The 18,820-nt window shown below is 48.5% G+C and carries 21 protein-coding genes; 10 read left to right on the top strand and 11 right to left on the bottom strand.

All coding sequences use genetic code 11. The features are described 5' to 3' along the window. Positions 1–94 precede the first annotated feature (94 nt). Together K0504_RS02580 and K0504_RS02575 are read left to right on the top strand one after the other, a co-directional pair. Entirely contained in the window at positions 95–1,615 is a 1,521-nt protein-coding gene (locus tag K0504_RS02580) for a YifB family Mg chelatase-like AAA ATPase (protein WP_220102589.1), read from the top strand. A gap of 182 nt (positions 1,616–1,797) precedes the next feature. Further along, positions 1,798–2,175, top strand: coding sequence for a DUF3192 domain-containing protein (locus K0504_RS02575; protein WP_220102588.1), 378 nt, complete (start codon positions 1,798–1,800; stop codon positions 2,173–2,175). A gap of 26 nt (positions 2,176–2,201) precedes the next feature. On the opposite strand, the gene K0504_RS02570 is transcribed toward K0504_RS02575, so the two are convergent. Then, the gene (locus K0504_RS02570) at positions 2,202–2,876 is read right to left on the bottom strand and encodes a PilZ domain-containing protein (RefSeq protein WP_220102587.1); all 675 of its coding nucleotides are present in this window, start codon (positions 2,874–2,876) and stop codon (positions 2,202–2,204) included. A 196-nt stretch (positions 2,877–3,072) separates the two neighbouring features. Here K0504_RS02570 and K0504_RS02565 point away from each other — a divergent pair, with 196 nt between their 5' ends. From K0504_RS02565 to K0504_RS02555, 3 genes are all read left to right on the top strand, one after another. Continuing rightward, the gene (locus tag K0504_RS02565; protein WP_220102586.1) at positions 3,073–3,507 is read left to right on the top strand and encodes a CBS domain-containing protein; all 435 of its coding nucleotides are present in this window, start codon (positions 3,073–3,075) and stop codon (positions 3,505–3,507) included. Between the two features lie 89 nt (positions 3,508–3,596). Then, a complete protein-coding gene (locus K0504_RS02560; RefSeq protein WP_404822987.1) occupies positions 3,597–4,496 on the top strand; it encodes an acyltransferase in 900 nt (299 codons plus the stop codon). A gap of 6 nt (positions 4,497–4,502) precedes the next feature. Further along, entirely contained in the window at positions 4,503–5,402 is a 900-nt protein-coding gene (locus K0504_RS02555; protein WP_220102584.1) for an acyltransferase, read from the top strand. Between the two features lies 1 nt (position 5,403). On the opposite strand, the gene K0504_RS02550 is transcribed toward K0504_RS02555, so the two are convergent. From K0504_RS02550 to ccoG, 4 genes are all read right to left on the bottom strand, one after another. Beyond that, a complete protein-coding gene (locus K0504_RS02550) occupies positions 5,404–5,874 on the bottom strand; it encodes a DUF523 domain-containing protein (RefSeq protein WP_220102773.1) in 471 nt (156 codons plus the stop codon). 50 nt (positions 5,875–5,924) lie between these two features. Continuing rightward, a complete protein-coding gene (locus tag K0504_RS02545) occupies positions 5,925–6,572 on the bottom strand; it encodes a thiol:disulfide interchange protein DsbA/DsbL (protein WP_220102583.1) in 648 nt (215 codons plus the stop codon). 157 nt (positions 6,573–6,729) lie between these two features. Continuing rightward, entirely contained in the window at positions 6,730–7,725 is a 996-nt protein-coding gene (locus tag K0504_RS02540) for a serine/threonine protein kinase (protein WP_220102582.1), read from the bottom strand. 1 nt (position 7,726) lies between these two features. Then, positions 7,727–9,166, bottom strand: a complete 1,440-nt coding sequence (gene ccoG, locus K0504_RS02535) for a cytochrome c oxidase accessory protein CcoG (protein ID WP_220102581.1) — start codon at positions 9,164–9,166, stop codon at positions 7,727–7,729. A 137-nt stretch (positions 9,167–9,303) separates the two neighbouring features. Between ccoG and K0504_RS02530 the strand changes: the two genes are divergently transcribed. Beyond that, positions 9,304–9,663, top strand: coding sequence for a hypothetical protein (locus K0504_RS02530; protein WP_220102580.1), 360 nt, complete (start codon positions 9,304–9,306; stop codon positions 9,661–9,663). A 7-nt stretch (positions 9,664–9,670) separates the two neighbouring features. Further along, a complete protein-coding gene (locus K0504_RS02525; protein ID WP_220102579.1) occupies positions 9,671–9,937 on the top strand; it encodes a YihD family protein in 267 nt (88 codons plus the stop codon). A 228-nt stretch (positions 9,938–10,165) separates the two neighbouring features. On the opposite strand, the gene K0504_RS02520 is transcribed toward K0504_RS02525, so the two are convergent. Continuing rightward, positions 10,166–11,194, bottom strand: a complete 1,029-nt coding sequence (locus K0504_RS02520; RefSeq protein WP_220102578.1) for a 2-hydroxyacid dehydrogenase — start codon at positions 11,192–11,194, stop codon at positions 10,166–10,168. Positions 11,195–11,312: 118 nt separating this feature from the next. On the opposite strand from K0504_RS02520, the gene K0504_RS02515 reads away from it, so the two are divergent. Beyond that, a complete protein-coding gene (locus K0504_RS02515) occupies positions 11,313–11,678 on the top strand; it encodes a CidA/LrgA family protein (RefSeq protein WP_220102577.1) in 366 nt (121 codons plus the stop codon). Next, the gene (locus tag K0504_RS02510) at positions 11,675–12,361 is read left to right on the top strand and encodes an LrgB family protein (RefSeq protein WP_220102576.1); all 687 of its coding nucleotides are present in this window, start codon (positions 11,675–11,677) and stop codon (positions 12,359–12,361) included. The genes K0504_RS02515 and K0504_RS02510 overlap by 4 nt, the downstream gene beginning before the upstream one ends. A 14-nt stretch (positions 12,362–12,375) precedes the next feature. On the opposite strand, the gene K0504_RS02505 is transcribed toward K0504_RS02510, so the two are convergent. The 5 genes from K0504_RS02505 to K0504_RS02485 form a co-directional block, all read right to left on the bottom strand. Continuing rightward, the gene (locus tag K0504_RS02505; protein WP_220102575.1) at positions 12,376–13,449 is read right to left on the bottom strand and encodes an OprO/OprP family phosphate-selective porin; all 1,074 of its coding nucleotides are present in this window, start codon (positions 13,447–13,449) and stop codon (positions 12,376–12,378) included. Further along, a complete protein-coding gene (locus tag K0504_RS02500; RefSeq protein ID WP_220102574.1) occupies positions 13,446–14,069 on the bottom strand; it encodes a DUF4956 domain-containing protein in 624 nt (207 codons plus the stop codon). Before K0504_RS02500 ends, K0504_RS02505 begins: the two co-directional genes overlap by 4 nt. A gap of 2 nt (positions 14,070–14,071) precedes the next feature. Continuing rightward, positions 14,072–14,953, bottom strand: a complete 882-nt coding sequence (locus K0504_RS02495) for a polyphosphate polymerase domain-containing protein (protein ID WP_220102573.1) — start codon at positions 14,951–14,953, stop codon at positions 14,072–14,074. Continuing rightward, complete coding sequence (locus K0504_RS02490; protein WP_220102572.1) at positions 14,937–17,498, bottom strand: CotH kinase family protein; 2,562 nt, start codon at positions 17,496–17,498, stop codon at positions 14,937–14,939. The genes K0504_RS02495 and K0504_RS02490 overlap by 17 nt, the downstream gene beginning before the upstream one ends. A gap of 291 nt (positions 17,499–17,789) precedes the next feature. Continuing rightward, a complete protein-coding gene (locus K0504_RS02485; protein ID WP_220102571.1) occupies positions 17,790–18,086 on the bottom strand; it encodes an EF-hand domain-containing protein in 297 nt (98 codons plus the stop codon). A gap of 317 nt (positions 18,087–18,403) precedes the next feature. On the opposite strand from K0504_RS02485, the gene K0504_RS02480 reads away from it, so the two are divergent. Then, on the top strand, positions 18,404–18,688 hold the full coding sequence (locus tag K0504_RS02480) for a hypothetical protein (protein ID WP_220102570.1): 285 nt from the start codon (positions 18,404–18,406) through the stop codon (positions 18,686–18,688). Positions 18,689–18,820 lie beyond the last annotated feature (132 nt).

The following is an 18,820-nucleotide window of genomic DNA, read 5'->3' as shown; positions in this document are numbered from 1 at the left end:
CTAAGCTGATATTAAGTGCCAGCTGCCCTCATGGATTGAAAAGCAGACTGGCAAAATAGGCATAACCCCATGAATTCCAAGGAAGGAAATCATTATGCAGCTTGCTGTTATTCATAGCCGTGCGGTGGTTGGCATGGACTCTCCCGAAGTGACCGTCGAAGTCCACCTGAGCGCGGGATTGCCGAGTTTTAGCATCGTCGGCTTACCCGAAACATCCGTAAAAGAAGCCAAAGAGCGAGTGCGCAGCGCACTGCTCAATGCTGGATTTGATTTTCCTGCTCGTCGAATTGTTGTTAATTTAGCGCCGGCCGATCTACCAAAAGAAGGCGGTCGATTCGACTTGCCCATTGCCATTGGCATTTTGGCGGCATCAGAGCAGTGTCAATCAGACAAATTATCGCAGGTCGAACTAGCCGGCGAGCTCGCCCTATCTGGCGAATTGCGCCCGGTTCAAGGCGTGATACCTGCGGTTATTGCTTCGCAGCAAGCAAATCGCCAACTCATGTTACCCGAAACCAATGGCGCAGAGGCTGCATTGATAGAGGCCAGTCACTGCGTGACGGCTCGCCACTTATTGGCGGTGACCTCATGGCTTAATGGCCAAAGTGAATTGGCGCTAGCGCTACCCGCCAAACTCAACAAACAACCGCTGCAACACGCCGATATGCAAGACGTGATCGGACAACAGCAAGCCAAACGCGCACTCACCATCGCAGCGGCGGGGCGTCATCACTTGTTGTTCTATGGCCCTCCAGGCACAGGCAAAACAATGCTAGCTAGCCGCTTACCCGGTATTTTGCCCACCATGAGCGTTCAGGAAGCGTTGGCTAGCGCCACCGTGTACTCCATTAGTCATCAGGGATTTAATGCCAGCAATTGGCGGCAACGACCATTTCGAGCTCCCCATCATTCATCCAGCGCGGTGGCATTAGTCGGAGGCGGATCTCAGCCTCGGCCGGGCGAAATATCATTAGCTCATCACGGCGTATTATTTCTTGATGAATTACCTGAGTTTGATCGCAAAGTGCTAGACATGTTGCGGCAGCCATTGGAGTCCGGCCAGATCACCATCTCTCGTGCGGCTCGCCAGCTTGATTTTCCGGCACAATTTCAACTCATTGCGGCTATGAATCCCAGCCCTTGTGGCAATTGGGGTAATCCACATGTTGGCTGTCGTTCAACGCCCGATGAAATTCGTCGCTATCTCAATAAATTATCGGGTCCATTGCTCGACCGCTTTGATATGTCATTGGAAGTTCCAGCACTGCCCGCTGACAAACTGCACCAGCAGCAAAGCGATGGCGAATCATCAGCAACAATCCGGCAGCGCGTTGAGCTTGCTCGCCTGAAGCAGTTACAACGACAGGGGTGCACCAATGCACAGTTAAGCAGTAGCCAGCTCCACCAATTCTGTTTGCTGAGCCCCGACAATCTCACTTTGCTGCAGCGTATCGTGCAACAATTTGGGCTGTCGGCACGCGCTCATCAACGGATTATAAAAGTGGCAAGAACCATCGCCGATCTTGATGGTAGTGATTCAATCGCACAAACTCATTTGACCGAAGCCGTCAGCTATCGGGCCGTCGAGCGGCTCATGCAACAATTAGCTAACTAGCTATTTTTTAAACAGGTTAAAATCACACATGATTAGTGAATATGACCACATCAACAACAGCACCGAAGGCCACAAAAACCATAACTCAATGTAAAATAACGACTTTAAAAGTTGGCACAAGAATCGCTATAACAAATTCGTTACTTTATTGGTTAGTCATAAATATAAAAAGGATTCATGCAATGAAACGTACCGTCATAGCAATTGCAGCAGGGTTAATCGCCATCAACACACTCGCTGGCTGCGTTGTTGCAGTAGGCAACGACGACTGGGATCACAGCTCAGACTGGCAGGACAAACAACAACACAATCGTGGCGAGATCGCCAATTTAGACCTGGGCATCAATTACGATCAGGTGCTAACGATCATGGGAACGCCGGATTTCACCGAGCGTTTAACCGTTGCCGATAAGGATTACCAAATCCTTTACTATCAGACCAATAGTAAAAAGAGCGACGGTAAAGTCACTAAAAGTGAATGCACACCGCTGTTGTTTACCGATAAAAAGTTAACCGGCTGGGGCGACACTGCGCTGCAACAGTTAACGCCAAGCTCATAACACCACGCACAACAAAGGCTGGCCAGCTAGTAGTTGGCCAGCATCACTTCGGTTAAACCGGCCCGCAATTCTGGGCTCATCTCGTCAAACTGTACCCCATGCAAAAGTTGCCCCTTAGCATCCGACGATGCATTGCGGACAAATCCCGGCAGGGATAAGTGAGAATATTCACCTTTGAAGCGCACATGAATGGGCGAGCCATCTGGAATTTGTTCTTGCAGGAAGGTGCCAATGCGGCAACCTTTGCTGGAAAGATCATTAATCTCACCCATCGCCAGCTTTTCACCATTGTCACCAAATTCGATGTAGCAACCGAATTTCACGCGAATCCGCTTTTGCTCTCGCATATTGGCGGCTTCAATGGTTTGTGGAAATTTTACCGTTAACCATTTTTTCGGCACTTTGGTGGATACACCGAGCGATGAACGGAAGGCCAGTACCTGGCATTGACCTATTTCATTCACCAGTCTCAAGACCACCGGTTGACCGGCGACAATGCAATGTTTGGCGTCGGCCCAGTTTTGATCCGTGCCGTACTTAAGGATCAAGACATTAGGTACATCAATGCCAACCAAGCGGGTACGCAATCGGTAAATATGGCTTCCTGCCAGCACTTCAATTTCAAGCGGCGTATTAATAGGGCAAGCGAGCAATGCTTCGGAGATTTTACTGCTATCGTCGTGAACTGCTTTTTGAATCATAATCCGTTATGTTTTTAATTTATCCGCTGACAATCTATCAAAATTGCGGGCGCCGAGCCATGCCCGTAACGCTTCCTTGTAAGCGCTAACAATTTCGACATGTTAACTTGTTGGCGAGTCTCATAATTTACAAACATGTGCGGTCAGGCTAAAGTGAGCAAACGGCCTCTAGGCCTTTGTTCAGAAAGGATGAAGCATGGCGATCGATCGCATCATGAACCGAAAATTGGTGTCTGTTGAGTTGGATGACAACTTAGGCACTGTCAAAGAGATTTTTGATAATGCTCACTTCCATCATCTGTTGGTAATAGAAGATGGTCATCTCGAAGGTGTGCTATCGGATCGTGATTTATTGCTGGCCATTAGCCCCAATATTGGTACACGAGCCGAAACGCCAAAAGACCGGCAAGCGTTAAAACGGCCGGTGCATCAAATCATGACTCGCGATCCACTCACATTGCGTAGTGATGCCAGCATTTTTGAAGCCATTCGTTTATTCAATCGCAATCCCATTTCATGCCTCCCTATTGTCAATGAAGAGCGCCAACCTGTGGGTATCGTCACTTGGCGTGACATCTTAAAAGCGATTGAACAAGATCTGCTGAAAAAGATGGCCAGCGCGAAATCTTAATCAGCGCCATATTTTTCATACAGATCCGGCCTGACAGCTGCTGTTCGTTGGGTTAAAATCGGCGGCAAATTTTTAGGGATAATACCATGCTGTCTTTTCTTCCAGGTTTTGTTCGCGGTGTACTCAGCATGCTGGGTTACATCATCAACACCATTGTTTGGTTTATTCCTATCATGCTGCTGGCGGTTATCAAATTGATTATCCCGCTGGCCGGCTGGCGCCGCCTACTCAGCCCCGCCCTAGATTGGTGTGCCGCATCATGGATTCGCATTAATACCCTGCTTCAAAAGCTATTTTTAAAATTCGAGATGCAGCTAGATAATGAAGCTGAACTCAGCACAAAAACACGCTATTTAGTCATCGCCAATCATCAAAGTTGGGTCGACATTCTCGTGCTCCAGCGCGCACTTAACGGTCGCATTCCGTTTTTGAAATTCTTTTTGAAAAAGGAACTACTATACGTCCCCCTGCTAGGCCTCGTTTGGTGGGCGCTAGATTTCCCATTCATGCAGCGTTATTCGAAAAGCTTTATCAAAAAGAATCCGCATTTAGCCGGTAAAGATCTTGAGACCACGCGCAAAGCTTGTGAAAAATTTAAGGCGTTGCCGGTTAGTATCATGAATTTTGTCGAAGGCACCCGCATTACGCCAGCGAAGCACTCTCGGCAGAAATCGCCCTATCAACATTTGCTCAAGCCAAAGGCCGGTGGCATCGCTTTTGTGTTATCCAGCATGGGCGATCAATTGCAATCGATTCTCGATGTCACGATTAGTTACGACGCAGAACGACCGCCCACGATGTGGGAATTTTGCTGCGGCAAATTAGAGAAATGTTCGGTCCATGTTCGTGCCATTGCCATTGATGATGATTTCAAAGGTGACTACACCGGCGATTCTGCGCAACGCGTTATCTTCCAGCGCCGAATGAATGAGATCTGGGCAGAGAAAGATCAGCGCCTTAGCCAGCTCGCTTCTAACAAATTGAATTAGTACGCCATGCTTCACCGCTTACCCGTTACTTTAAAGGCACCAGTCATCATTCTGCTGATGACCATCAACTTGGCGTTTACCGGCAGTATTATCACGATCATGGGGTTGTTCAAGCTAGTGCCTATCAGCCCGCTTCAGCACCTGTGGACGGCTGTCAGCCACCTCATGTATCGGCTGTTCATTGTGGTTAATCGCACCATCATCCAACTCACCAGCAACACCACTTGGTCCATTAGCTACTCGCAACCTTTGCAGCAACAAAGCTGGAATCTGGTGTTAAGCAATCATCGTAGCTGGTTAGATATTGTGGTGTTGATGCAGGTCTTGGGGCACCGATTGCCGCCACCTAAGTTTTTCCTCAAGCATGAACTCATTTGGGTCCCATTCATCGGGATTGCCTCTTGGGCGTTAGATATGCCATTCATTCGCCGCTACTCCCATTCATTTTTGAAGAAAAACCCGCATTTGAAAGGCAAAGATATTGAAAGCACTCGTCGCAGTTGTGCCAAGTTCAAAACCACCCCAACCACCATCGTAAACTTTGTAGAAGGGACGCGGCTAACTACCGTCAAGCGCCAGCGGCAACGCTCGCCTTATCAGCACTTACTGAAGCCGAAAGCTGGCGGCATCGCCTTTACCCTCGCAGCCATGGGCGAACAGTTTGAGAACATTATTGATGTGACCTTGAATTACCCAGGTATCGACGACGATCAACCGGCTTTTAAACGCGTTCTTACTGGTCAACTCAGTGCCGTTCAAGTGGATATCAACGTCACCCCAGTCGATGAGCAGCTGATTGGTAATTACTTTGACGACAAGGCGTTTCGAATCAGCTTTCAGCAGCGCTTGAACGAGCGCTGGCAAGCCAAAGATGAGATGCTATCTAGCTGGCAAGCAACCGACTAAATCAGCCGCCAGTTTCTAGCGCGGCGAGGCGGCTTTGTAATACCTGCAACTGATGTTCATTAAATACTTCGATTCCTGCCTGCTGCAATAATCGGGCAGTGATACCTGCGCCTTCAATCAGTTGGCCGGTGAAGGTTCCATCATAAATGTATTGATTGCCGCAAGATGGGCTGTTGGCTTTAAGAATCGCAAATTTGATCTGGTACTTGGTGGCTAATGCCAACGCCTGTTGCGCACCTTCGGTAAATTCAGACGACACATCGGCACCCTGCTCGGTGAAGACTCGACCATCGGCTTGTTGTTCTGCTTTTGCCCTAGGAACCGGCAAACCACCGGCAACCTCCGGGCAAACACTAATCAACCGCCCTTGAGCTAACCACTCACACCAAATAGCGTCATCAATAGCTTTACTGAGCCCATCGTAACGCACGGCCTGCCCCATCAAGCACCCGCTGACTAGAATTTTTTCCATCATTGGTACGTTAATGTTCACCATCAAAAAAGGCCCCGAAGGGCCTTCCGTTAATCTTTTTTGGTGACTAGGTAATTCACCAAATCAACATAATCTTTCGTAAAGTTCGTCGACTCAGACAAACCGCTTGGGTTGACCTTGTATTTGCCGTTCACAATCACCGATGGGGTGCTACGAATGCCATACTTCTTGGTTTGCTGCGCCATGCGCGCCACCATCGAATTCACGGGGAAGCTGTTATAGGCGGCATCAAAGTCTTTAGCCGTAACACCTGCATCTGCAAAGGCGTCGCGCAAATCATCAATGGATTGAATTTGGCGACCTTCAAAGAAGTGGCGCTTATAAATTTGTTCACTGACCGGTTCAACGACTTTCAACGCCTGCGCCACCGCAAAGCCACGGCTCACAATTTTGCCTGTTTCTGGGTAACGCTTGCGGGTTGAACGGTCAACGTAATACAAGAAGTCAACGTGAGCACGTTTTAATTCGGTGCCTTTTAGCCCCTGCTCCAACGCTTTTACGATGGGCTCAAACTTGTAACAGTGGCCACAGTAATAACTAAAAAATTCAACCACTTCGGGCTCGGAAGTAGGTTGGCCAGGTAGCACATCGTAATGCTTCCCTTCTTCATAATTAGCTGCCGATGCTGCCATTGGCAGTGCCAGCAAGGCAAACAATGCAATGAGGTACTTTTTCATAATAATTCTCAGTGTTAGCAGATATTCTGTAGACATTCGTGGCTCAGAGACTACCACAGCTAAGATGATGATCAACGGCCTTAAACACTTCGTAACAATCCGAAGCTAACCTAAAGTTAACAAGCAATTGGCTAACTTTAGCCCTTCAATTTGTCTTTTAGGCTCCCGGCCGTAAGCTCAATGCCGGCTCTGCCAATGCAGACAATTGCTCTTTCATTGCCAACACCTGATCTTCCCAGTAGCGCGTGGTATTAAACCAAGTAAAAGAACGTGGAAATGCCGGATCGCACCAGCGCTGGGTTAACCACGCCATGTAATGGATCATCCGCAAGCCACGCAGCGGTTCAATCAACGCAAATTGGCGGTGATCGAATGGTCGGAACATTTCATAGCCTTCAACCAATGCATCAAGCTGCGCCAGTTGCTGCTCTCGAGGGCCACTCAGAAACATCCATAAGTCCTGAATGGCGGGCCCATTGCGGCTATCATCCAAGTCGACAAAATTAACGACTTCATCGCGAATAAGAATGTTGCCCAAGTGCGCATCGCCATGAAGGCGCAATTGCGGCAGTTTCGTCATGGCCTCAACGTGAGGCGCTACGGCGCCAGCTAAATGCTCAAGGGTAGGATAAAACGCTGGGTGCAAGTGACTTGGAATTTCAGCTTGCTCAGTCAACACCGCCATAGCTTGCTGCAACATGTCGGGGTTAATACTCAAGCGATGTTCAAACAGTTGTTGATCACCAATTTCATGGATTCGACCAAGCTGCTGGCCAATTCGTTCAAGGCCATCAAAATCATCACTATCAAAGGTGCGGCCACCAACCGATGGAAACACCGTAAACCAATAGCCTTGCCAGGGTAACAAGCTCTTGCCATCAAACTGCAACGGCGCAACTACCGGCACATCGGCCGCAGCAAGTTGCAAAGCAAAGTCATGCTCTTCTTGAATTTGTGCCAATGACCACCGGCCTGGCCGATAAAACTTAATCACATAGCGCTGACCATCATCGGCCAGTAATTGGTAGACCCTGTTTTCATAGCTGTTCAGGGCCAGTAATCCAGATTGTGCATAAATCCCAACGGACTCAATTGCATCAAGAATGGTGTCGGGACTTAGCCCCGCAAAATCGAATGTCGCTGTTTCCGTCATATCAACGGCCTTTGATGAAGCGGCTTTCTTGAGTCACTTGACGCCCCTCATCATCCGTTAATACAAATTCAAGATCGGTAATGGGCTGCTTCAGCAAATAGGGGTCAATCGCCAGCGATACCGGCACACTAAAGACTTCCCCCGGCTCAACGATAACCTGCGTTTCGCCGTTCCACTCTAGACCGTCAATGCCATCAACGGCCAATTGGTAACTGCGCACGACTTGAGACTTATTCAAGACCTTGAGGGTATAAACATTTTCCATCAGGCCATAATCATTGAGGCGTGACAGCATATTGCGATCTCGAATCACATCCAGTTTGAGAGGCTGACGCGTTGCCACTGTGGCAACTAGGGCTGACATCATGATCAGCAAAATCACGCCATAACCGAGCAATTTAGGCCGCATAATGTTGGTTTTACCGCCCTCCAACTGGCGCTCGGTGGTGTAGCTAATCAAACCTTTTTCATAACCCATGCGATCCATGGTTTGATCACACACATCGACACAGGCACCGCAGTTAATACACTCGTATTGCAAGCCATCACGAATATCAATGCCCGTTGGGCACACTTGCACACACAGCACACAGTCAATGCAATCTCCCAGCCCCAATTCCTTGGGATCTTTCTTGCGAGGGCGCGGGCCACGTGATTCGCCACGTTTGGCATCGTAGCTAACGGTAAAGGTATCTCGATCGAACATCACGGACTGGAATCGAGCATATGGGCACATATGCAAACAGACAATTTCGCGCATCCAGCCAGCATTGCCATAAGTTGCCAGCATGAAGAAAAACGTCCAGAAATAAGGCCAGAACGTTAGGTCACCGGTGAAAAATCCAAAGAAGGCTTCATGACTCCCCCAAAAGTAAGCCACGAAGGTTAGTGCCGTAATTAAAGACACCAACAACCAACACCCATGCTTGGCTGTTTTGCGCCAGAACTTATTGAAGCTCCACGGCAACTCATCCAAGCGAATACGTTTGTTGCGAGGCCCTTCTAATTTTTCTTCAAACCAGATAAACAAGAAGGTCCATACCGTTTGAGGGCACCAATAGCCGCACCAAACTCGCCCGAGGAACGTGGTAAAAAAGAACAAGGCAAACGCGGCGATAATGAACACGAAAGCCAGCAGCATAAGGTCTTGCGGCCAGATCGTCAGGCCGAACAAGTGAAACTGGCGGTTAGAAAAGTCGAGAAAAACCGCCTGCCGGCCATCAATATGTAGCCAAGGCAGGAGCATAAAAGAGAGCATCATGACCCAGTTCATTCGGCTGCGGAGTGTTTGAAAAACACCCTCTGCCGCACGGACATAAATCTGTCGGCGCCCTTTTTTCTTATCGTTTTTATTGTCTCGGCGCGGTGCTGGCCGCTTTTTGTGGTCTGTTGGGTCGATGTGTTTTACCGGAATTTTTTGCTCTGAATTCGATTCAGACATGGTCTTTTCCTGATTCTGGCTTTTGCCTGCTGGTCAGCGCCTGACAAGCACAGCATAATAATTAGAGTTATGAACGCAGCAATTTGCGATTATATGCGCTCTTGCTGAAATACCCTATGCGCGGGCACTAGGAACCAATGAAAAAAATAGTGTTATTCATGGTTGTTATCGTTATTTTGATGATTGCCGCCAAAAACGACAATCTAATTCAAGCTTTGGGCGAGAAACCACAGCAAATATTGTTGCTCATCAAGCGCCATGTTGCAGGCGTAACCGAGTACGAGCAGCAAGCGTTTCTCAGCGAACTTAACAAACGTCAATTGCGTTTGTCGTTGCGCGAAACTAACTATGTTAATAACGTGAGTAAGACCAGCGGCGATCTGCTCATGTTTATCAATCGTCATTGTGACAAATCCGGTGGTCATTTGGTATTGAATGACCAACACCTTGCAGCTGTTTGCAAAACAGCCAAACAAACCGTTTTATTGGATGATTAATATGGCCATGACCCAACATAAAATTGAAGAGTTTCTGGATTTACTGCGCGACCACTGGCTGAAAAATCAAGATCAGAATCTAACCCAACTGCTGCAGAAACTGGCCGACGCGGCTGGCTGCGAGCAGCCTCTCGCGGATATTGCCGACGACACCTTATTCTATCAATTGAAAATGGGTGAAACCGAAAAAAGTGAAATGATTCCAGGTATAGCCAAAGACTGCGAAGAAGATTTTAAAACGGCGTTGCTCAAAGCCCGAGGCGTGATTGAATAACAATCAGGCAAACAACGCGCCGCAACCAACTAATTATCGAATTTAACTGGCGCTGCGGCTAAAAAATATTGTATACAATAGACTGCCGCGTAAGGCGGGCAGCAAACTGCAAACTACCAAAATGAATCGATCTGGAACACCAGACGCTCAACAGCAAGGATACACTTGCTGCGCAGTTAGGAATAGGCTCACTCAGGTGAGCCTATTTTTTTGCCTGAACGAAGGGAATTAGCTGTTGTCGATCACTTGCGAGGTAACCTGGTTGTCGTTTTGCCGGTTTTCGGCAAATGCCACGGCATTCGCTAACGTCGTGTCAGCAATATTTTGCAAGGCTTCTTCGGTGAGAAATGCCTGATGGCCGGTGAAAATGACGTTGTGACAAGCCGACAAACGCCGGAACACATCGTCCTGAATCACTTCCGCTGACAAATCTTCAAAAAACAAGCTCTTCTCGTGCTCATAGACGTCCAGTGCCAAGCCACCTAAGGTGCCATTTTTCAGCGCTTCTAAGCAGCTTTGAGTATCCACCAGCTTGCCGCGACTCGTGTTAATTAGCAGCGTACCTTTTTGCATTTGGCTAAAGGCCGAACGACCGATCATATAAGTATTCTCCGCCACTAAAGGGCAGTGCAGCGTAATAATATTGGACTCACGCAATAACGTACTTAGGTTGACATATTCGACCCCCAGCGCTTTGGCAGCATCGCTTGGGTAGGGATCAACGGCTAATAATCGGCAGCCAAACCCCTTTAAAATGCGCAGCGCCGCCAAACCAATTTTACCTGTACCTATCACGCCAGCAGTTTTACCGAAGATGTTGATGCCGGTTAGCCCTTCCAATGAAAAATTGGCATCGCGCGTCCGTTGATAGGCTTTGTGAATACGTCGGTTCAACGTCATCATTAATGCAATGGCATGTTCCGCTACTGCTTCTGGCGAATAAGCCGGTACGCGGTACACCTGGATACCCAGCCGTTCAGCCGCATCTAAATCAATGTTGTTGAAACCAGCACAACGCATTAGTACCAGTTTAATTCCGACCACGGCCAATGCTTCTAAGGTGGCCGCACTTAAATCATCATTCACAAACGCACAAACGGCATCGAACCCTTGCGCTAGGCTAGCGGTTTTCGCATCTAATCCGGTCTCGAAGTATTCCAGTTCAATATGCTGAGAGCCATTGCTGGTCTGCGCGTGGTTGCGCTGTTCAAAGCTGAACCTGTCGTACCGCTTGGCACTGAAAAGACAAATTTTCATGATTAACCTCACCGATGATTAACGCTATAAATAACACGGTTACTGTCTTAAAATTAATTCTGTCTACGATACTCAAGCCTATGCGGTGCAACTGCAACCATTTCGGAGCTCTAATTCTTTGATTCTTCAAATCTGGCAACTGCTTACGGGCCTGCTCATTATTCTGGCCATGTTGTGGCTCGGCACGGCAATCAGCCAGTTGACGGGTGATGTGATGCCCGGCTCCATTATCGGCATGGTACTGCTAGCGCTGTCGCTGCAATTGCGCATCGTACGATTGCATTGGGTGGAGCACGCCGCCAATCAGTTTATTCGCTGGATGTCGTTACTTTTTGTGCCCATTGGCGTGGGTTTAGTTGAGCAATTAGCGGTACTGCAGATGGCCTTATTGGCAATCTTAGCCACCTGCATTGGCGCTACGCTCATACTCATGGCTTTGGTTGGCTGGGGCGTGCAGTGGCGTAATAACGGCGAGCAGTCATGAATTGGATTTATCTACCGCTAACCATTGCGATCTACGTATGCGCACAGCACCTGCAGCGGCGTTTTAACACACCGTTGCTAAACCCTGTTCTGGTGTCACTGGCGGCATTGGTGGCATTGCTGCTGATGGCCGATATTGACTACGGCGATTACAACCAGTACGCCAGTATATTGACCGAACTTTTGCAGCCGGCAGTGGTTGCCCTTGGCGTACCGCTTTATCTGCAAATGCACCGCATCAAACAAGAATTACCGCAGATTTTGCTGGCGGTATTCGCCGCTGCGGTGCTGGCGATTGGCTCAACAACCCTGTTGGCCTTGATGCTCGGAGCAGGACAAGAGATTGCCGCTTCGTTGGCGCCAAAGTCCGTCACTACGCCAATCGCGGTATTGATTTCTGAGCAGACCGGAGGCTTGCCATCCATTACGGCGATTGCCGTGATTATTACCGGGCTAGTGGGATCAGTGGTAGGCATACCTTGGATGCAGGCGTTGAACATTCATAACCCTAAGGCGCAGGGGATTGCGATGGGCGCGGCATGCCATGCACTGGGCACGGCACGGATCATTGAGCAAGGCGAGCAACAGGGCGCTTACTCGGCACTCTCGTTGGTATTAAGTGCCATCTTTAGCGCCTTGCTGTGCCCGTTGTTAGTGCCGCTACTCACTAACTTAATTCGTTAAGCCAACAATAACGGTTAGAAGCGGTATTGCACGCGTAGCGCAACCGCGCCATCAGAGCCAAATGCCTCGCCATCTTCTTCATGCTTGGCATAGATGTAGTTGAGCATCACTTTGAAATCATTGGTCACGTGGTAATTCACCCCCACCGACCAGGTGCGCGCTTTACGATCTTCTTCCACCAACCGAAATTGGCTATAACGCGCGGTGAGTTCCCAATCGTGATCGGCTTCGATACTAGCCAACTTACCATTCTTATAGCGGCGATTTTTTTGGGTCAGCATGTAGCCCATTTGGTAGTAGCCACCCTCGTAGCGGTATGTGCCTAGGCTGTCATCATCAACATCAGCCTGTTGCCATTCCGCCATCGCCACCAAACCTTTGTATTGACCCATGAGTTCAAGGCTGTTGAGCGACATGTCTTCAGCTTGCAGCGTTTCGCCTTCGAGCAGTGAATCGCTGGTATTCACCTCAAGGGTTTCGTTAATACGAAACTCATCGCTATGCATGCTTCGTTCACTAAAAGCGCTACCAACATGGAAGAAGTTGTCGTCATCATCCTGCAATGCCCAACTCAAGCGACCCGTCACCGCATTGCTGCGTTCACTGTTGTCATCTTGAAAGTAACCCAACTGCCAAAAGAATTGACTGACTTCGCCCTCGGCAAGAACACCATTGGTCCGGCCTGGGGCGAGAGCCTCAGTTACCATACTGCGTTCAATCATTAAGGTATTGCGAGAGCTTGTAGTCTTCTCTAAACCAAACGGTTCTTTTTGCTTACCAACAGTAAGATTGAGCCAGTCGAATCCTTTGTATTTAAGGTAAGCGTCTTTAATTTCAACCTCGTCTCCTTCGCTGACATCCACTTGTATTTTGGTTTGCCAGTCGGCGGCCAGATCCCCCTTAAGCCACAAACGCGCACGCCGAATTTCAATATCGTCATCCGAGCCGGTGCCATTTTCGGTGAACAGATCGGCATAGCTATCATAATCAGCCATGACACTGCCCCCCAATTTGAGATCGACATCATCTGCGGCATGTGTGGCACTAGCGACCAGTAACATCAATGGGGCCAAAGCGATGAGTTTCATGATGAACGCTCCACTTTGCTATGCAACGGCGCGACATCGGCAGGGCTATCATCAACCGGAATGTACTGAACCGTTAGCTCGGCGGTGTCTTTGAGAAAATCAATGTGATTTACCGATACGCTGGAGATATCAAGGCCTGTGCGTTCGCGCAGATCTTGCAGCAACTTGGCGCGGTTTTGCGGCTTGATGTTATCAATGCGTTCATAGGAAATATGCTGCGTTTGATAGCGCCCCTGAAAAAAGCGGGTATCGACCATAAAGGCAATCACACACAGAGCAACATTTACCGCAAAGACATGCAGTAGCGGCATCCGGCTGACCGCGGTCAACAACGCAATCGCCGTAACCAAAAATAAATAGGTCATGCCTTTAATGGAGATGGTTTCGGTGCGATAGCGCAACATGGTAAACACCGCAAACAAGCCGAAAGCGAACTCCATTGACATATCAACACGGTGTAGCACACGGGTAATGACAAAAATGCCCACACCAAACAAGACAAAAGAGCCTGCCACCGTGGCATTTTTGTTGATGCGATAATAACAGCCGTAACACAGCATACAGATTGAGGCGCAATTCACCGCAAAGCGAAATATCAGCTCAAACGTCAATTCAGTCATGTTCAGTAACTCCGGGATTCAGAAAAAGGCAGACGGCCGGTCAATTGGTTTAATTTCATCAAGGTGGGCTTAAAGCGGTTGTACTTCACTTGTGTTGGATGCGTCAGAGCGCAGCCGATGCAATATTTGCTAAATGAAATGGGGCTGTAATTAAGCGCCGACATCAACTGATAAAACGGCGACAATTTGGAGCGCTTCGATTGCTTCAATTCAGCAATGAAAAAGCCCGGTAATTCGATGCGTTCGCTGTTCTCTGCCGCCTGATACCAAAGCTCAAAGTCCAACGTTAGCCGCTCTGGAATGGCCTCGTTAGCCAGCGCAATGCGGCGATAACCACCCACTTGCGCCAGTTGCAGGTTGCTATAGTTGGTGCCCAATTGGCGTTGAATAAAGCTTTCGCAATCGAATTGTGATTGCCAATTGTCACCACACGCCACCCTACTTTTGATCGTTCGGCGCTGGTTATTTTTGAACTTCACTTCCAAGAATTGGGTGTTGGTATCAAGGTAGGTGCGCTGGCGCACCTTATAGCGATTGAGCTTGCCATTGTGATGATCTTGATAGAATCGCATCTGCGCGGTATCAAAATACTGGTTGTAATAGCTCGATGTGCGATTGCCGTTAATTTCCAGCGCACTGTAGTGATTTCGGCAATGCACCAACAACTGCGGTAGCAGTGCCAGTGGCAATACAAATTTTGAATCAACCCGGTCCTGAAGATTGGCCTTATTCAAATCAGCCAAACCATGGCTGTCGAATAAAGCCAAGTTATCGGCTATGGCCTGTTCAATGTCTGGCGTTAAGGTTGATCCCATCACTTGTCCTCTAATTCCGTGGTTGATGTGCATGGTGTATTCGCCTTTCAAATCAATCACAGTAGCCATTGCCATTGCCCGACGAAGGCGCCGTACCCTGCAATTGCTCGGTCATGTTGTCGATTCGGTAGCTCATGAAGCTGGTTAAGCCATAGAAGCCATAGGAAGTAGATGTCAGATTAAGTTCGAACGCATCGGCGCCATAAAAACCAGATGGGTCATTTTCAACATGCTCTCGAATCAGATCCGCCAACAAATCAACTCGGCTGGCAAAGTCACTGTCGGCGAGCGGCCCATCAATCAGCTCCCACAAATAGCTATGGTATTGCGCCAGATAGCTATCGTTGGCCACGATATGAGCAATAAGCGGGCGGTCTTCTAGATCACCACTGGTCGGCTCATCGATGTACAGTTCGCGAATGTCTTCGTTGCCACACCCCATAGAGAACGTGCCGAATGACTCGTTGAGATCCCATGGTAAGAAACTGAATACGCCATCAGATTCATAGATGTAATAGTTGTGCGCGAGCGATCCTTGATAGCTATCGAGGTTGGAAAGCGACACGCTCACCGCTAAGTAGCGAAGCACGCTATCAACATCCGTGGTGGCTAAGTCGGCGTTATCGAGATCGCTAACAAAGTCGATGAAGGCACCTTGATCGGAGCTATCTTCGTTGCTTTGCAGGTTGATTTCGGAATAGCTACTGATGTCATCGTCAATCCACACCAAGTCACTTCCGGTGCCGTCTGGTTTGTATAAATCGCCGTTTTCATTGTCGAAATGCTTTTCAACAAACTCGCCATCAATCACTTCGACCATCAGGTAAAAGCCAAACAACTCGTCATTGATATAGAGATTTACATAGCTATATTCCGGCGCATCTACACCCATTTCACGCAGTAAGTCATAAGCAATGGCTTCACGCATGTAGGAAGGATCGTTGTAGGAATTGTTCAGTACGAACTTCTTCAGACCAAAGAATTTCTGGCCATCAACGTACTCATTGATGTCGATTTTAAAGCTATAGCGATCACTAGTAGAGCGTGCCACGGCCGACAAGCTCGAGTTCCCTTTGGTCCGTATGGCCACGTCTTCCAAGCTAATGCCATCAAAACTTAGGTCGGCAGGGTGGTATTCTTCATCTTCGGGGTTATCTAAAATGTCATCCCAATCGTCGTCATCAATATCAATATAGATACTGCGTACCACACTAGGATCGAACGCCGTTGCCTGCTCATTGGCTGCCTCCCAAGTCGGATAGAGTAAATTGGCATCTGAGCTATCCGTGCTGACCAAGCCGTAGCTAAAACCTTCCACCACATCGGAAGCATCCCACGCCAAATAATCAACGGTCTCATCATCAAGTAAGAGACTTAGCGAATCGCTGTTGCCGAGTTTGAAAGGCACAGAATCAGCACTGATCTCACTATCCGTGGCATAAATCACCACATAGTCACCTGGCGCTAGCGTAATGGCAGGCAGATCCGAAGGTTCATCGTCTTCGCTATCGTCAATGACTTGGTAGTCGCTTAAGTCGATATTGGCGCTGCTCAGGTTAATCAATTCAAACCAGTCGTCACCGCTATCGTCAGCATTAGCGACCACTTCACTGATCATCAGCCCATCAAGACTGGCCTTAATATTGGTGGCTTCTAGGGTTGGCGCGAGGGTAAAAGTAGCGTCACTGCCGTCTGGGTAACGGCCAAAGCTGGCACCAATGAGGGCATCACCTTTGCTCCAGCTCAACTCATCAACTAAATCATCACCCTGATATAGTCGTAAGCTATCGCTGGCTCCAAGTTTAAAGGCAACCGTATCAACCTCGCTCAGCGCTTCATCAGTGGCGTAAATTCGGTAGTACTGGCCGGTGGTTAAAGTCACATCCGGCAGATCAACCAAGGTATCGGTTTCGTCGGTAATACTGTAGTCAGATAAATCAACGGGGCCCGCAACAACATACAACTCAAACCAGTCTTCACCGCCATCGGCGTCTTTAGCGACCACTTCATTGAGCCGAACCGGCGCATCATGGTTCGTCAAAAGGTCATCGGGAATGGTACTTACTGGATCGGATGTTTGTTCGTTTGCTGCGCCGGGCGTTGGCGTTAAGGTGTCTGCGTTATCACCGCCGTCGGTGGTTAAGCCATAACTGTAACCTTCTGGCGCATCACCATCGTCCCAGTCCAGCTCCGAAACTGTGTCGCCATTGCTATCGAGCAGTGATACGGCATCATCGCTACCTAATTTAAAGGTCACGTAATAGCCGTCAACCGAATCAACGTCATCTTCGTCAATCGCTTCAATCACGATGAACTCACCTGTTGCCAAGATCACATCCGGCAAGCTTTGCGGATCGCGATCAGCGTTATCGTCAACGAGGCTGTAATCGCTAAGGTCAATCGGCCCTTCAACGGCGTAAATTTCAATCCAGTCGTTGCCACCATCAGCAGGATCAGCAACAACTTCGTTTACCACTATGCTGACCGATGTTTCCGGCGTGTCATCGCTCGGCTCTTCGCTATAGTCCGTGTCGCTACTACCGGAACCACCACAGCTGAGTAATGCCAGCCAGCTAAAAAATATAACTACAAATTCCTTTGTTTCTTTGCGCATCGCAGTGCCCCCACCATTTCTAGAAGTAAGTTCATGCTAAAAAACAAATGCGCAAAAACCGTGCAGAAAGCGCGAACTACACGTGGAATATGACGAAAAGGTTACATAGAGGTTATGGCAGCAAGCCGTACTTCAAATGGATAAGCATTACCGGGCAATAAGCTGGGGCGAAAAAAAATCACGAATGGTGGTGGTAAGAAACGCCTCAGATAGAGGCGGTGACAAAGCCGAAACGGGATGGACTAAGGGGGAGGGTGTTTAACAGCTCTGCCACCTAAACAATTAGTAGTACTAGCGACGCTCTCCTCGCTCACCTCTTTCTGGCGGCTCATGGTTGGTCACTTCATCTTCAGACAAAATGCCATCGCCATCGGCATCCATGTGACCAAAGATCATGTCATGATCATTGTTCGGTACTTCGCTAGAAAGGAATTCTTCATAACTCACTGAGCCATCTCCATCGAGATCAAGTTCAGCGAAGCTTGGTGGCGTTGGACGCTCACCTCGTTCAGGGCGGTTTGCATTCGCTTGTGCAGCGACGGACAAGCACAAGGCAAGACCTAGGGCATATTGGGATAGTCGGGACATTGTCGCCTCCAAGGTTGATGTTGACGCTACTCATCCTACTGCAGCAGTTTGCAAAAACTGTGGAGACATTGAGGAATCGGCAAAATATCAGGCACCTCTACGTCAACAAACAACCATCTCTTTGTTTTTATTGAAAAATGAACAAATAGCGGTTTTCTAAAATGTTAAAAACAGCCACTTTATGTGACGCGCATCACGTTTTTTGTTGACTAATTATGTGATAGAGGTCACAATTCGTTTCAAGTTGATGGCCGCAAGGCTCTCAAACCAACAATCGAATACTTTATTTTTAAACGATTAATACGCTGAGGTTAATTATGAAAACTGTTGCTGCTGTTGTTGCTACTTTCGCTTTGTTCGCTGCGCCTACTTTTGCTTCACCTTCTGTGAAGTTTGTTGCTGCCAACGACAATATTGAAACTCAAGTCTGTGTTGCTGCTGCCACACAAGGCCTGCAAGTTGCTGAAGAAATTGGTAAAGAAAAGGGTTTGAGCAAATACGAAACTCGTGCTCTGGTGTGTAATGGCCGTACCATTGCTTCTTTCTCTCGCAAGCATCAGCCAAGCGCTGACGTTGCCAGCATTAAGTCTTACACCCTGTAAGCAACGCTTTTAAAAACGCTCAGCTTAATGCCGGCTCCCCCAACCAGCCGGCATTAGCCGAACGCGTTTGTTCCTTGGCCGGACGTAAAATATTCGCCAGCTCAAAACTTCCCATTCGTGTTATCGCCTACC

The sequence above is a fragment of the Neiella holothuriorum genome, assembly GCF_019457915.1.
Lineage (GTDB): Bacteria > Pseudomonadota > Gammaproteobacteria > Enterobacterales > Neiellaceae > Neiella > Neiella holothuriorum.
Note: the sequence above shows the minus strand (reverse complement) of the source record. Positions and strands in the feature narration are given on the sequence as shown.

What these genes read in the sequence shown, in the direction of transcription:
- K0504_RS02510 (WP_220102576.1), top strand. Translation starts at nt 11,675, where the DNA reads ATGAATTGGATTTATCTACCGCTAACCATTGCGATCTACGTATGCGCA.
- K0504_RS02555 (WP_220102584.1), top strand. Translation starts at nt 4,503, where the DNA reads ATGCTTCACCGCTTACCCGTTACTTTAAAGGCACCAGTCATCATTCTG.
- K0504_RS02500 (WP_220102574.1), bottom strand. Translation starts at nt 14,069, where the DNA reads ATGACTGAATTGACGTTTGAGCTGATATTTCGCTTTGCGGTGAATTGC.
- K0504_RS02480 (WP_220102570.1), top strand. Translation starts at nt 18,404, where the DNA reads ATGAAAACTGTTGCTGCTGTTGTTGCTACTTTCGCTTTGTTCGCTGCG.
- K0504_RS02540 (WP_220102582.1), bottom strand. Translation starts at nt 7,725, where the DNA reads ATGACGGAAACAGCGACATTCGATTTTGCGGGGCTAAGTCCCGACACC.
- K0504_RS02495 (WP_220102573.1), bottom strand. Translation starts at nt 14,953, where the DNA reads ATGGCTACTGTGATTGATTTGAAAGGCGAATACACCATGCACATCAAC.
- K0504_RS02570 (WP_220102587.1), bottom strand. Translation starts at nt 2,876, where the DNA reads ATGATTCAAAAAGCAGTTCACGACGATAGCAGTAAAATCTCCGAAGCA.
- K0504_RS02580 (WP_220102589.1), top strand. Translation starts at nt 95, where the DNA reads ATGCAGCTTGCTGTTATTCATAGCCGTGCGGTGGTTGGCATGGACTCT.
- K0504_RS02530 (WP_220102580.1), top strand. Translation starts at nt 9,304, where the DNA reads ATGAAAAAAATAGTGTTATTCATGGTTGTTATCGTTATTTTGATGATT.
- K0504_RS02505 (WP_220102575.1), bottom strand. Translation starts at nt 13,449, where the DNA reads ATGAAACTCATCGCTTTGGCCCCATTGATGTTACTGGTCGCTAGTGCC.
- K0504_RS02550 (WP_220102773.1), bottom strand. Translation starts at nt 5,874, where the DNA reads ATGGAAAAAATTCTAGTCAGCGGGTGCTTGATGGGGCAGGCCGTGCGT.
- ccoG (WP_220102581.1), bottom strand. Translation starts at nt 9,166, where the DNA reads ATGTCTGAATCGAATTCAGAGCAAAAAATTCCGGTAAAACACATCGAC.
- K0504_RS02490 (WP_220102572.1), bottom strand. Translation starts at nt 17,498, where the DNA reads ATGCGCAAAGAAACAAAGGAATTTGTAGTTATATTTTTTAGCTGGCTG.
- K0504_RS02565 (WP_220102586.1), top strand. Translation starts at nt 3,073, where the DNA reads ATGGCGATCGATCGCATCATGAACCGAAAATTGGTGTCTGTTGAGTTG.
- K0504_RS02485 (WP_220102571.1), bottom strand. Translation starts at nt 18,086, where the DNA reads ATGTCCCGACTATCCCAATATGCCCTAGGTCTTGCCTTGTGCTTGTCC.
- K0504_RS02525 (WP_220102579.1), top strand. Translation starts at nt 9,671, where the DNA reads ATGACCCAACATAAAATTGAAGAGTTTCTGGATTTACTGCGCGACCAC.
- K0504_RS02575 (WP_220102588.1), top strand. Translation starts at nt 1,798, where the DNA reads ATGAAACGTACCGTCATAGCAATTGCAGCAGGGTTAATCGCCATCAAC.
- K0504_RS02520 (WP_220102578.1), bottom strand. Translation starts at nt 11,194, where the DNA reads ATGAAAATTTGTCTTTTCAGTGCCAAGCGGTACGACAGGTTCAGCTTT.
- K0504_RS02545 (WP_220102583.1), bottom strand. Translation starts at nt 6,572, where the DNA reads ATGAAAAAGTACCTCATTGCATTGTTTGCCTTGCTGGCACTGCCAATG.